Origin of the sequence: Nostoc sp. FACHB-110 (assembly GCF_014697425.1) — a bacterium.
GTDB lineage: Bacteria > Cyanobacteriota > Cyanobacteriia > Cyanobacteriales > Nostocaceae > Nostoc_B.
Genome location: NZ_JACJRU010000003.1, coordinates 323,278 through 336,637, shown reverse-complemented (window position 1 = coordinate 336,637; position 13,360 = coordinate 323,278). Strand labels below are relative to the sequence as shown.

The 13,360-nt window shown below is 41.0% G+C and carries 10 protein-coding genes; 6 read left to right on the top strand and 4 right to left on the bottom strand.

What is annotated here, in order from left to right; all coding sequences use genetic code 11:
- Nucleotides 1-3 precede the first annotated feature (3 nt).
- Complete coding sequence (locus H6G69_RS05605; protein ID WP_190682852.1) at nt 4-1,041, bottom strand: NADP(H)-dependent aldo-keto reductase; 1,038 nt, start codon at nt 1,039-1,041, stop codon at nt 4-6.
- A gap of 441 nt (nt 1,042-1,482) precedes the next feature.
- Between H6G69_RS05605 and H6G69_RS05600 the strand changes: the two genes are divergently transcribed.
- Nucleotides 1,483-1,710, top strand: coding sequence for an RRXRR domain-containing protein (locus tag H6G69_RS05600; RefSeq protein ID WP_190682849.1), 228 nt, complete (start codon nt 1,483-1,485; stop codon nt 1,708-1,710).
- A gap of 16 nt (nt 1,711-1,726) precedes the next feature.
- Here H6G69_RS05600 and H6G69_RS05595 read toward each other — a convergent pair whose 3' ends face one another.
- Nucleotides 1,727-4,285: a CHAT domain-containing protein gene (locus tag H6G69_RS05595; RefSeq protein WP_313950122.1), complete on the bottom strand. Its 2,559-nt coding sequence runs from the start codon at nt 4,283-4,285 to the stop codon at nt 1,727-1,729.
- Nucleotides 4,286-5,062: 777 nt separating this feature from the next.
- A complete protein-coding gene (gene nifH, locus H6G69_RS05590) occupies nt 5,063-5,953 on the bottom strand; it encodes a nitrogenase iron protein (protein ID WP_190682846.1) in 891 nt (296 codons plus the stop codon).
- Nucleotides 5,954-7,175: 1,222 nt separating this feature from the next.
- Here nifH and H6G69_RS05585 point away from each other — a divergent pair.
- Nucleotides 7,176-7,910 carry a dienelactone hydrolase family protein gene (locus H6G69_RS05585; RefSeq protein WP_190682843.1) on the top strand — a complete coding sequence of 245 codons (735 nt, stop codon included), beginning with the start codon at nt 7,176-7,178 and terminating at the stop codon, nt 7,908-7,910.
- A 313-nt stretch (nt 7,911-8,223) separates the two neighbouring features.
- On the opposite strand, the gene H6G69_RS05580 is transcribed toward H6G69_RS05585, so the two are convergent.
- Complete coding sequence (locus H6G69_RS05580; protein ID WP_190682840.1) at nt 8,224-9,048, bottom strand: carbohydrate ABC transporter permease; 825 nt, start codon at nt 9,046-9,048, stop codon at nt 8,224-8,226.
- A 275-nt stretch (nt 9,049-9,323) separates the two neighbouring features.
- Between H6G69_RS05580 and H6G69_RS05575 the strand changes: the two genes are divergently transcribed.
- From H6G69_RS05575 to H6G69_RS05560, 4 genes are all read left to right on the top strand, one after another.
- Complete coding sequence (locus H6G69_RS05575) at nt 9,324-10,019, top strand: aldehyde oxygenase (deformylating) (protein WP_190682837.1); 696 nt, start codon at nt 9,324-9,326, stop codon at nt 10,017-10,019.
- A 151-nt stretch (nt 10,020-10,170) separates the two neighbouring features.
- Nucleotides 10,171-11,190, top strand: a complete 1,020-nt coding sequence (locus H6G69_RS05570) for a long-chain acyl-[acyl-carrier-protein] reductase (RefSeq protein ID WP_190682835.1) — start codon at nt 10,171-10,173, stop codon at nt 11,188-11,190.
- Nucleotides 11,191-11,289: 99 nt separating this feature from the next.
- The gene (locus H6G69_RS05565; RefSeq protein WP_190682832.1) at nt 11,290-12,270 is read left to right on the top strand and encodes an acetyl-CoA carboxylase carboxyltransferase subunit alpha; all 981 of its coding nucleotides are present in this window, start codon (nt 11,290-11,292) and stop codon (nt 12,268-12,270) included.
- Nucleotides 12,271-12,618: 348 nt separating this feature from the next.
- A complete protein-coding gene (locus H6G69_RS05560) occupies nt 12,619-13,344 on the top strand; it encodes an SDR family oxidoreductase (protein WP_190682829.1) in 726 nt (241 codons plus the stop codon).
- The last annotated feature ends 16 nt before the right edge of the window (nt 13,345-13,360 follow it).

Below are 13,360 nucleotides of genomic sequence, written 5' to 3'. Positions count from 1 at the left end.
TTTCTAAGGCGCAGGGCTGGGATTTTGCAAGTGAATTGCATCTATCTCTGCCAAAATTTCTTTCTCTAAAACTACATTCACACTTTCTATATTTTCTTGTAGTTGTTCGAGAGTTGTAGCCCCAATAATTGTACTAGTCACAAACCACCGACTCCGCACAAATGCTATCGCTAACTGTGCAGGGCTAATGTTGTGGCGTTTGGCTAATTCTACATAAGCTGCTACTGCTTCGGTAACTTTTGGTTTCAGGTAGCGTTGACCAAAGTTTTCAAACAATGTAATTCTCGTATTCTCTGGCTTACCGTTGAGATATTTACCCGTTAAAAAGCCAAATGCTAAAGGACTGTAAGCCAATAAACCAATATTTTCGTAATAAACTGCCTCAGCTAAAGCTCCATCAAATGCTCTATTAATTAAGTTGTAAGCATTTTGAATGGAAATTACTTTAGGTAATCCTAGCTGTTTGGCTGCATTACTAAATTGGGTGACTCCCCAAGGGGTTTCATTACTTAAACCAAGATAACGAATTTTTCCGGCTTGAATAATATCAGCAAAAGCTTCTAGTTGTTCAACTATCGGAACTGATGGTTTGACTTGGGTAGGGTCAAAAATTGTTTGCCCAAAGCGCGGAACATAGCGGTCGGGCCAATGAATTTGGTACAGGTCGATATAGTCGGTTTGTAATCTTTTGAGACTATCATCTACAGCTTGTTTAATATTATCGCGTTCTATAGCTTCTGCTCCGCCACGCAGCCATTTAAAGCCTCTCCCTGGGCCAGCAATTTTAGTGGCGACGATGACTTGATCTCGCTGCTGATTTTTTAACCATTCTCCGATATAGGTTTCAGTAAAGCCATAAGTTTCTTTACTTGGTGGTACTGGATACATTTCTGCAGCATCAATAAAATTAATACCGTTGGCAATAGCATAGTCTAATTGTTGATGGGATTCTTCTATGCTATTTTGTCGTCCATAGGTCATTGTCCCAAGACAAATTTCCGAAACTTTTAGGTCACTCTCGCCTAATTGGTTATAACGCATATTTTCTGTGTTGTTTATTGTTAGGTTTTACTGCCAACTGATGAGCGTATTTGGCTTTTTTTTGAGTTCAAAGTGCCAATTTTTGCTAAATTTTATCCCAGTCTCCTATAAAAATACTGTATGTTTATCGATTTATCGTAGATTTTACCAGAAATTACAGAGATTTTTAATTCGCGGCAAAACTATCCTAACTTGCTTGCTTTCTGAAATTGTATGTGCTAGATTTTGCATGGAAAGCAAACAACGGTAAGCCAGTCGGTAAACCGTTGTTTAATAGCACTGATATCACAGCTAAATGGGCGGTAATTATAGAGAGTGCTGGAGTTAATCTCTAGCCTCTCATCTTTCTTATCGTCGGTTATAAATAGCAAAATTTCCTCTAAGGCTGAGAAGATCAGCAATTGCGATCGCTCAGTGACTGACCTTATACTTTCTTCAATTATGACTAAAGTTTTAATTCTTGATGTCAATCAACAGCCTCTATCTCCCGTACGTATTAGTCATGCCAGAGTACTATTATCTCAAGGTAAAGCGGCTGTCTTTCAAAGATATCCCTTCACAATCATCTTGAAAGAGTCTGTTTCACAGATCAAGCCAGAGCAACTTGCTTTGAAACTTCAACCTATTACAGTTATTAGCAAAAAAAAGAAGATTGGGATTAATAATTGATCAAGAGCTTACACCCTTATTTATTCAAAGGAGTCCAATTACCAGAAGGGACAAACGCTGCCCAATACTGCGGATGTTCATATTCCTTACTTTGAAGCAATTCCAACTGTGCAGCCCGCAAAGCCTCATGTCTCCCCTTTCCGGCTTGCAAATTTTGGTAATATTTCACCATCAATTCCTGAGTCGCCGCATCATCTACTAACCACAAACTCAACACCTGAGTTTGAGAACCGGCAATTACCAAAGCCCGACGCAAACCATACACCCCATCGCCAACTTTCACATCACCCTTACCAGTGTCACAAGCCGACAGCACAACTAATTGATTAGAACGCAAATCTAAACCAGCCACCTCCAAAGCCGTCAACACACCATCATCACTACCGTTTTTAACTTGATTGCGTTTATTTGCACCAGCCAACGCCAACCCAGAACGTAACAACGGGTTTTCAACTTCTATAATCTTCGCTTGATTTGGTGTTAATTCTAAATCTCGTGAGGCGTTGAGATTTTGTTCCACATCAGTAATAAAAAAACCGTGAGTTGCCAAATGCAAAATGCTGGGACTGTGTAATTGTTTAACAGCCGTTTCTGTTGCATCTTTACCTAACAGTAACTTGGCATTTGGTAAAATCTTTTTAATCGCTACTGCTTCCTCTTTAGTTGCAGGTAATGAGTCAAATTCTAAGTTTGCTAAATCACCAGAACCGCGGTTTTGTAAACCACGCGAACTAGTTGTTTTAGCAGAAGCTACAGTTTGGGTTTGGTTATTGTAGTCAATATCTGCCAGGACTACGGGTGCAGAAGCATTGTGATTCTTTGATTGAAAATGTAATAAATCCCGCCCACTGGTGAGGTAAGAAAAAGCATAACGCTGAATTAAAAATTTATCTTGCTCATCTTTTAAAGCCTCAAAGGGAATTAATGTTAATTGCCCATCGGGAGAGATTAAAATATGACGCGCATCACCCAATAAAGGGCGGATGGGTGCGATTAATTTTTCATCTAATGTCCGCGCCAGCTTTTTAAATGTTCTTCCTGTGGCTAATGCTGCTCTAAAATCAATAGCTAACTTATCAATTTCTGCCGCTTCACCTAAATCAAGTAACTTCGGTTCACCCTTTGAATGCAACACCGCCGCCGCATAATGTGGTTTACCGAATTTTTGAGCATCTGTTTTGGCTTTAGCGTTGAATGGTTCATATTGAACAATTTCTACTAAGGCTGCATCTTTGGGTATCTTGGCTTGAATTGCTGCTAACTCTACTGATTGGGTTTGTTGACGAAATTCAGCACTTTGACTACTAATTGCTGCTTCTAACTTTTCTCTTTCTGCTTCGAGTTGTTCTAGTTGAGTTTTCAGGTTAGCAGCTTGTTTTTCTGGCTGAGAGTAGATTAAGGCTGAAAGTTGCTGTTGTACTTGCAGCCATTGAGTGAATAATTTTTGAGTTTCGGGGTTTTTGTCGAGTTTACTGCGTAAGATTTGGATACTGTCAGCTACAGCGTCTAACACCAAACTTTTGCGACGGAGTACAGTAGTTAATGCTAGAGATGCTGCGGCTTGATTATTGCGAGCTTCTTGTAGAGATAGAGAAATAGTAGCATCAGTGGTGCCTGAAAAAGTTCTAATGTAATCCTGTTTGCTTTTTTCGGAGCCGACAGCAAAAATTAAATTCAGATTTTGTGCTTGAACTTCTAACCCACGGCGTAAGAAATCGGTAGCACGAGTGATATCACCCTTTGCAATATACAGCCCAGCCAAATTATTCAAGCTAGTGGCGACAAGGGAATGTTCCTGACCCAGCACCTCCTCTAAAATAGCCAGAGCACGGATATACAGGGGTTCAGCTTGTTCATATTGCCTCTGTGAATAATACATATCTGCCAAATTATTCAAGCTATAGGCGACATCGGGATGTTTTTTACCCAGCATCTTCTCTCTAATAGCCAGAGCGCAAAGATACAGCGATTCAGCTTGTTTATATTTCCTCTGTGAATCATACAGCCCTGCCAAATTACTCAAGATAGTGGCAACATCGTGATGTTCTTTACCCAGCATCTTCTCTCTAATAGCCAGAGCGCGGAGATACAGGGGTTCAGCTTGTTCATATTGCCCCTGTGTTTTATGCAGTAGTGCCAGATTATTTAAGCTAGTGGCGACCGAAAGATGTTCTTTGCCCAACACCTTCTCATCAATAACCAAGGAGCGTTGATACAATTGTTCCGCTTGTTGATAATTCCCCTGTGAAGTGTAAAGTACTGCCAAATTATTCAAGCTAGTGGAGATATCGGGATGTTCTTTTTCCAGAACTTTCTCTCTAATCGCCAACGCACGTTCTGCTAAGGGAATAGCAATAGTGTATTTACCTTCTTGATATAATTTTATTACTTGCTGATTCAGTTCTAAAGCTTCTTTTAAAGCAGCTTGCTCCTCTAGTGAATATGCGGGAGTTTGCTGTTGTGCTATTCCTGTGACTGGCATACTTAACAATACACCTGTTGCGATCGCACCAGCCACCATCCAAGGTGCAAGACATATACCCGCAGCATTAATCTCGCTAAATAACTTTTTCACAGTCAACTCACAAGCTTGTATAGGTCAGTTATCAGTTATCAGTTATCAGTTATCAGGGTTTTAGTTGGGAATTTAACTCTTGTTAACTACCACTTTTTAGAAGTGAGGATTTTAAAATATATTGCTGATTACTGTTTACTGTTTACTGATTACTGTTAAGTACATCATGCCGGACTCAGCAATTTTCGCAAAGCAATTGTCAAAAAAATCAAAAACTCTCCTATTCCTCTCTGCGCCTTTGCGCCTCTGCGTGAAAAAATCCCCTATTTTATAACACCTAACGCAGAAAATTTCCTGACACTTCCACCTCAAAGGCTCACTTTTCAACCTCAGAACCTCAACGTTCGAGTAAAAAGGCTCAACATTCACCCTCAGAACCTCAAAGTTTGAGTAAAAAGGTTCAACATTTAACCTCAAAACACCAAACTTCGAGTAAAAAGGCTCAACTTTTAACCTCAAAACACCAAACTTTGAGTAAAAAGGTTCAACATTCACCTTCAGAACTTCAACATTGAGCTTTAAAACCCCATGTACCAATACGGTTCAGTTAAGAGAATAGTAGCGTAACCCAACAAAGTATGCGTAAATGTTGGGTTCCGTTCCTCCACCCAACCTACACCAGTCTAAGTTGTTGCCTTAACTTAACTGTATTGCTCCGTTTACCATACAATTTACTTAATTGATGGCAAAAAAAGTAATAATGAAAAAAACCAGAACCCCGGCTTTGATAAAACCGAGGTTCTGGTTGCTTAAAAAGACTTGATGACTACATCAAAATTACTTGGTGCTTTCAGCAGGTTTACCAATCATTTTGGCAGCATTTTCTTCACTTTCGAGAATACCGAACTCAATCAACAATTCTTCTAATTCTTCCATTTCAATTGGGGTAGGAATTTTGAGATTTTCGTTGTTGATGATTTTGTTAGCTAAGGTGCGGTATTCGTTAGCTTGGTTGCTGTCGGGTGCGTACTCGTTCACTGTCATCCGGCGCAATTCAGCGTGTTGAACAATATTGTCACGGGGTACAAAGTGAATCATTTGGGTGTTCAACCGTTTTGCCAAGGTTTCGATGAGTTCGTGTTCCCGGTCTGTCTTACGGCTGTTACAAATCAAACCACCCAAACGCACACCACCGGAGTGAGCGTATTTCAAAATACCACGAGCGATGTTGTTTGCAGCGTACATCGCCATCATTTCACCTGATGTCACGATGTAGATTTCTTGTGCTTTGTTTTCGCGGATAGGCATTGCGAAACCACCACATACAACGTCGCCTAATACGTCATAAGATACGAAATCAACATCTTGGTAAGCGCCGTTTTCTTCTAAGAAGTTAATGGCGGTAATAATACCACGACCAGCGCAACCTACACCGGGTTCTGGCCCACCAGACTCTACGCACTTCACACCACGGAAACCGGTGAGCATGACTTCTTCGAGTTCTAAGTCTTCTACTGCACCACGTTCAGCAGCCAAGTGTAATACTGTAGTTTGTGCTTTAGAGTGCAGCATCAAACGAGTAGAGTCAGCTTTAGGGTCGCAACCTACAATGAGGATGCGTTGACCCATTTCTGCCATTGCTGCCAAGGTGTTTTGAGAAGTGGTAGATTTACCAATACCGCCTTTACCGTAGAAAGCGATTTGTCTGATTTTTTTGTCAATACTCATGGTTGGTGTTTTCCTACAATTAATTTGATTGCAAAGTTCGAGAGTCAATAATGGTTAAAGGCGGCATATATGAGAATTTGGATTGCAGAAATATTGCAAGTATTACAAAATGCAGATTTCAATAACGCCAATTTGAGAAAAATTGGACATAAACTTTACAGGTTGGTGTAATTAAATCCCCATCGGTTGCTCAAGCCTTAAGAATGGTGACAATGGCAATAGACATTTCCCTAGGTTTTGATAAACCTAACCAACCAAAATTGCACTCCACTCTGAATGGCTCTTACTTACAATTTGCCTGGTTTGAATAGGTCAAATTTTTGCAAAACTTATGCTGTTAGTTGCTTTTTTGGTATTGCTTGCAAATATTCCTGAAAATTGCTCAATTTGCTAGTAATTAATGCAATAAAATCAATCTTTTATGACAAAGATAGGTTAATTTAACTTGCATTATTTTCAGTAACCATGCTGATTTATTTTAGAATGCCAGCTTGTACTAAGAGTCTTTCTTCCCAGGCTCCTAGAGTAATTTTTTCTGGCTGATAATACTAGCTTGTATAGCCACTTGTTACTAGTAATTATCTAAGCAAGTGATCACTGACTTCAAGTTTGTACTGAGGTTACAATCCTGTTTTTCTGGCTAATTTCTACCGTTAGCAAAAGCGTCACGATATTGAAGTGGATTTACCAGAGCAAAAGGACTTTATTGAGGTAAACTCAATATTTTTTTGAAGTCTTTTGCGTTCTTGCTTTTTGATTCCTATAGTCAGCTTAACACCGTTTGATTAATTTACTTATCGAAATTTGAAGTATTTTTGCTTTTAGTTGATGATGCTGAATAAATATTTTACTTAAACATGAGTAATGTTATGAGCTTGGGGAGATTATAAAGTTTTGCCTGACATTTTAATTTTTCTGGTTTGTTTGATTTGAACTAATAACACAAGTCAGTTAGAAGTCTGAATGTTACCTAAATTCACATCTTGCACCTAGCCCCAGCGAATGGAATTCGCGGCTATACAAACGAAGTCCGCCTACGCGGACTAACGCAATATCAAGGGTTTGGAACCCGCGCAGGCGGGTTTTGTCTGTGTAGCTGCGACTGAAGTCGCAGGCGTGCAAGATATGTGTAAATAGAATTGAGGCATCGCTCTACTATCCCGATATCATCACTTCATTCTGTAAAAGCTAATGAAAACAATTATGACTGGGAGCCAAACAAGTGCAAATCACAAAGCGCAATATCGAGTTAAGAGTAGATGACAGCTTGATGCGTGTTTATGTCGCTTCTCCTAAACCAGCTGGAACTTACCCAGGTATTTTGTTTTATAGCGATATTTATCAATTAGGTAGTCCGATGATTCGTTTGGTAAACTACCTAGCAGGATTTGGTTATGTTGTCGCTGCACCCGAAATTTTTCACCGCCTTGAAACTGTTGGTACAGTTATTGAGCCAGATGATTTGGGGAGAATGCGCGGTAATGATGATGCGCGCAGAACAGCGATCGCAGAGTATGATGCAGATTGTCATGCTGTAATTGATTTTCTCAAAACCGACGCGGCGGTTAACCCTGATAAAATCGGCACTCTTGGTTTTTGCATCGGCGGACATTTATCTTTTCGCGCCGCCTTCCAAAACGAAATCAAAGCTGCTGTTTGCTGTTACCCGACTGGTATCCCCAGTGGCAAACTTGGTCAAGGCATAGCAGATACTATTCATAGAGTGAGTGAAATTAAAGGCGAATTACTGCTGATACTCGGTACTCTTGATCCTCACATCCCAGAAAGCGATCGCCATATCTTAATTAAAGCAATTGAAGATGCTAATGTAACTCATCAAGTATTTTTATACGAAGCGGAACATACTTTCATGCGCGATGATGGTTATCGCTACGACGCAGCTGCGGCTACCTCCGCTTGGGCTGAAATTATCACTTTCTGGCAACGTGTATTTTGACGTGGCGGATAAAATGCGAAATGGGATGAAGGGCGATCGCCCTCTTTGAATCTCAGTCAACCCATGTTATTGTTCTACCAGAAATATTTAGGATGCTTTACGCTTTGCCTCCACGACTGGGAGGCATTTATTTTTGGTAGGGAATGGGGAGTAGGGAGTAGGAACTAGGGTATGATACTGTGACCTATCCCCAGCCAAGAACTTTTTCAGCAAGCCCTAGTACAGCAAGGCAAAAGTAAAAAGAACGAATAAGGATACTACAAGCCTTTTAGCAATTTCTTATAGTCTGTTTATTTACGCCGGCCTGTACTAGCTAATTCTTCATTCCTGTAGTGGCAATACCACGAATGAACTGGCGTTGCCCAATCAAAAACAGGATCATGACTGGCACAGTTGCAATAGTCACTGCTGCCATCATTAAAGGCCAGTTGTTGGTAAATTGTTCTTGAAACTCTGCTAATGCTAACTGTACGGTTCTTAATTCGGGGCGTGTGGTAAATACTAAAGGCTTAAATAAATCGTTCCATTCGCCAATAAAGGTAAACAAAAACAGCGTCACTAAAGCAGGACGGGCTAGGGGTAGTAATACACGCCATAAAATTTGTAACCTGTTTGCGCCGTCAATCGTTGCTGCTTCTTCTAGTTCTACAGGAATAGTTTGAAAATATTGCCGTAATAGGAATATGCCAAAGCCGTTAACAGCCGTTGGTAAAATCAATGCGCCGTAGGTATTGATTAAGTTGCCCCACTTCAACACTAAGAATATAGGGATAACTAATAACTGAAAAGGTATCACCAAAGTGGCTAAGACAACTAATAGTAGAGCTTGTCTACCGCGAAATTTCAACCGAGCCAGCGCGTAACCAGCTAGTGCAGAAGTAATTAACTGAAATGCCGTCACTGCGATCGCAACTAACGTAGAATTAGCAAATGCCAAGAGGAACTTCCCTTGTTGCCACGCATCATGGTAATTACTGAAAGACCAACTTTTCGGACATAATTCTAGTGTTGCGCCAGAAGGTGCAAAAGATGTGAGAAAAACAATCAAAAGTGGTGCTAATACAATTAATGCTCCCAGCAGCAGCACTGCCAAGCTAGCAATATCGCCAGAAGTTTGATTCCAATTAGGTTTAACCATAAGTATAAGTAATAAATAGCAGTAGCTAGGGGCAGAATTTTAAGGGTGAGGGAGAAAATGACACTTAACCATTGACAAATGACTATTGACAAATGACAAATGAATTAGCATTTTACATTTGTTTCTTTAGAACTAGAGCATCGCCCCCAGCAAAAGCTAATCTATTACATAGTGACTTGTTAAGTTAAATTAAACAACAGTGAAGATTATGCCCAATTCTGAGGGCAAATTAAACGTCTGTATCAAATAATTCATTTTACAGGAGTGAACTTACCATGCAGCAGGTGGCAGCCGAATTAGGAATTGACTTCCAAAGTGAAACATACAAAGATGCCTATAGTCGAATTAATGCGATCGTGATTGAAGGGGAACAAGAAGCATTCGATAATTACACCAAACTAGCCCAACTGCTGCCTGATAATCATGATGATTTGATTCGTTTGTCGAAAATGGAAAGCCGCCACAAAAAAGGGTTTGAAGCCTGTGGTCGTAACTTAAGCGTCACACCAGATTTGCAATTTGCCAAGGAGTTTTTTGCACCTCTGCACGACAATTTTAAAATAGCAGCAGCCGCAGGTAAAGTTGTTACTTGCTTATTGATTCAATCTTTGATTATTGAATGTTTTGCGATCGCCGCATACAACATTTACATTCCCGTTGCCGATGATTTCGCTCGTAAAATTACTGAGGGAGTAGTAAAAGACGAATACAGTCACTTAAATTTTGGTGAAGTTTGGCTCAAAGAAAACTTTGAAGCATCAAAGGCTGAACTTGAAGAAGCAAATCGTCAAAACCTACCCATAGTTTGGAAAATGCTCAACCAAGTAGCGGACGATGCCCTGATTTTGGGAATGGAAAAAGACGCTTTAGTCGAAGACTTCATGATTCAATACGGTGAAGCGTTGAGTAATATAGGCTTCACAACCAGAGACATCATGCGTTTGTCAGCTTACGGACTCACCGCTGCTTAAAAAGTATGAAGAATGAAGTGTGAAATTTAGACTTCATACTTCACACTTCATACTTCACACATCACGCTTTATTGTATTTTTAAGGTTAAGTATAGTCACTTACCTACTCAGTTCCACGCTTTCGACGCAGCACACGCCTAATAAATCAATAATGTTTGGTCTAATTGGACATCTGACTAGTTTAGAACACGCTCAAGCGGTAGCTCAACAATTGGGATACCCAGAATATGCCGACCAAGGGCTAGATTTTTGGTGCAGCGCCCCGCCGCAGATTGTTGATCATATTAAAGTTACCAGTCTGACTGGAGAAACCATAGAAGGCAAGTATGTAGAGTCTTGCTTTCTGCCGGAAATGCTGGCTAATCGTAGGATTAAAGCAGCTACACGCAAAATTTTAAATGCAATGGCTCACGCACAAAAGCATGATATTGACATCACAGCTTTAGGCGGTTTTTCATCCATCATTTTTGAGAACTTTAATTTAGAACAATTTGGCCAAGTCCGCAACGTCACATTAGAATTTGAACGCTTCACTACAGGCAACACACACACAGCTTATATTATCTGTCGGCAGGTCGAAGCAGCTGCAAAACAAGTAGGAATTGAACTGTCGAAAGCAACAGTCGCTATCTGTGGCGCAACTGGGGATATTGGTAGTGCAGTGACACGCTGGCTAGATGCCAAAACTGATGTCAAAGAAATTTTACTGATTGCCCGTAACCAAGAACGCCTCAAGAATTTACAAGACGAACTGGGGCGGGGAAAAATCATGGCTTTGGATGAAGCTTTACCCGAAGCTGATATTGTAGTTTGGGTAGCGAGTATGCCCAAAGGTGTAGAAATTGACCCCACTGTGTTGAAACAACCTTGCCTACTAATTGATGGCGGCTATCCTAAAAATCTAGCCACGAAAATTCAGCATCCTGACGTTCATATACTCAACGGTGGCATTGTTGAACATTCTTTAGATATTGACTGGAAAATTATGCAAATCGTCAATATGGAAGTGCCAGAACGCCAGCTATTTGCTTGTTTTGCCGAAGCTATGCTATTGGAATTTGAGAAGTTACATACGAACTTTTCTTGGGGGCGCAATCAGATTACCGTAGACAAAATGGAGCAGATTGGTCAAGCATCGGTGAAACACGGCTTTAGACCACTGCTGCTTTAACAAAGTAAAAAGTAAAAAGGTAAAAGAATCTTTTTACTTTTGCCTTTTGCCTTTTGCCTTTTGACTTCCTAAATATCCACTCCCCAATCCCTAGTTTATATGGCTACTACCGAGCGTAAACCACTACTGTTGGATTTTGAAAAGCCGTTAGCAGAACTCTCAAACAGAATTGAGCAGATTCGGCAACTTGCAGATGAAAATGGTGTTGATGTATCTGGTGAAATTCGCAAACTAGAAGCACGCGCCACAAAACTGCGTGAGGAGATTTTTAGCACCCTATCCCCAGCACAACGACTGCAAGTTGCTCGTCATCCTCGACGACCAAGTACTCTTGATTACATTCAAGCGATTACCGATGAATGGATGGAGTTACATGGCGATCGCTGTGGTGGTGATGATCCTGCTTTAATTGGTGGTGTGGCTCGTTTGGGTGGACAACCTGTAGTCATGTTGGGTCATCAAAAAGGCCGCGACACCAAAGATAATATTGCGCGCAATTTTGGTATGGCTACCCCTGGCGGCTACCGCAAAGCTATGCGCTTGATGGAACACGCCAATAAGTTTAGGATGCCAGTTTTGTCTTTTATTGATACGCCAGGGGCTTTGCCCACTGTGGTTGCCGAAAGACAAGGCGCAGGGGAAGCGATCGCTTATAATTTACGAGAAATGTTTTCTCTGGATGTGCCAATTATTTGCACAGTGATTGGTGAAGGTGGTTCTGGTGGGGCGCTCGGCGTGGGCGTTGGCGATAGGCTGCTGATGTTTGAACACTCTGTCTATACCGTTGCCACACCTGAAGCCTGTGCAGCTATCTTGTGGAAAGATGCTAGTAAAGCTCCGCAAGCTGCTGTGGCTTTAAAAATTACCTCCCACGACTTAAAAAACCTGGGAATTATTGACCAAATTTTGTCTGAACCAGTTGGTGGGGCGCATTCTGATCCTCTAGAAGCCGCAACCACACTCAAACAAGCACTTTTAGAAAACTTAGACGAACTCAAACAGTTAACATCACAAGAAAGACGACAACTACGTTACGAAAAATTCCGCAAAATCGGCGTTTTTACCGAAATTGGTCACTAGCAATTTAAAGCTCATTCAAAGTTTCAATAGCAGTGTTATAATTGCCTGTGGTTCGTAAAGATTTTTAACAATCTTCTCAACCGCAGGCATTTGTATATATTATGAATCGACTCTATTAAATGAGAGATTTGTGTAGTATTGTGTAGCTCACTGCGAGTAGACAACCCAAATTTCCAGCAGATAACTGGGAAACAACGGATGGGAAGAAATACCCACGTTGACAATTACTATAGCAATTGTCAAAAAAAATTATCGGAATTTAAGGTTAGTTTAATCTATCTAATCCGAAAGACTTGAATAATTGGGTGGCCAAAGGCTTGCGGAACTGCCAAAAAAATTGGAGACAGCATGAGTATTGAGCAGAAACGACGTGCCTTAATTACTGGGGCAAGTAGTGGGATTGGCAAAGCAACTGCTTTAGCATTTGCCAAAGCAGGAATAGACGTTGCTTTAGTCAGCCGTTCTTTAGATAAATTAGAGGCGGTAGCAACAGCAGCCAAGCAAACAGGAGTAGAAGCCAAAGCTTATGCGCTAGATTTAGCGAACTTATCGCAAGTAGAAGCAAAAATCCAAGCGATCGCCCAAGATTTTGGCAACATAGATATTTTGGTCAACAATGCTGGCATAGGCTACACAGGTACTATTAGCGAAACCAGTTTGGAAGACTGGCAGAAAGTCATCAACCTCAACCTCACCAGTGTATTTGCGTGCATTAAAGGGATTTTACCGGGAATGCGCGATCGCAGCACAGGCACAATTATCAATGTCGCCTCCATCGCTGCCAAGCAAGCCTTTGCTGGCTGGGGAGCTTATTGCGTCAGCAAAACAGGACTCCTCGCTCTTTCTCAAACCCTAGCACAAGAAGAACGTCCCCACGGCATCCGCGTGAGTGCGATTTGTCCTGGTTCTGTCAATACAGAAATTTGGGATAGCGAAACAGTGAATGCCGACTTTGACCGTTCAAAAATGCTAACTCCAGAAATTGTGGCTCAGTCAATTCTCCACACTGCTTTATTACCACCACAAGCAGTCATTGATGAATTAATTCTGATGCCTAATGCGGGTACTTTTTAGTCATTTGTCCTTTGTG

What these genes read in the sequence shown, in the direction of transcription:
- nifH (WP_190682846.1), bottom strand. Translation starts at nt 5,953, where the DNA reads ATGAGTATTGACAAAAAAATCAGACAAATCGCTTTCTACGGTAAAGGC.
- H6G69_RS05580 (WP_190682840.1), bottom strand. Translation starts at nt 9,048, where the DNA reads ATGGTTAAACCTAATTGGAATCAAACTTCTGGCGATATTGCTAGCTTG.
- H6G69_RS05560 (WP_190682829.1), top strand. Translation starts at nt 12,619, where the DNA reads ATGAGTATTGAGCAGAAACGACGTGCCTTAATTACTGGGGCAAGTAGT.
- H6G69_RS05565 (WP_190682832.1), top strand. Translation starts at nt 11,290, where the DNA reads ATGGCTACTACCGAGCGTAAACCACTACTGTTGGATTTTGAAAAGCCG.
- H6G69_RS05570 (WP_190682835.1), top strand. Translation starts at nt 10,171, where the DNA reads ATGTTTGGTCTAATTGGACATCTGACTAGTTTAGAACACGCTCAAGCG.
- H6G69_RS05605 (WP_190682852.1), bottom strand. Translation starts at nt 1,041, where the DNA reads ATGCGTTATAACCAATTAGGCGAGAGTGACCTAAAAGTTTCGGAAATT.
- H6G69_RS05575 (WP_190682837.1), top strand. Translation starts at nt 9,324, where the DNA reads ATGCAGCAGGTGGCAGCCGAATTAGGAATTGACTTCCAAAGTGAAACA.
- H6G69_RS05600 (WP_190682849.1), top strand. Translation starts at nt 1,483, where the DNA reads ATGACTAAAGTTTTAATTCTTGATGTCAATCAACAGCCTCTATCTCCC.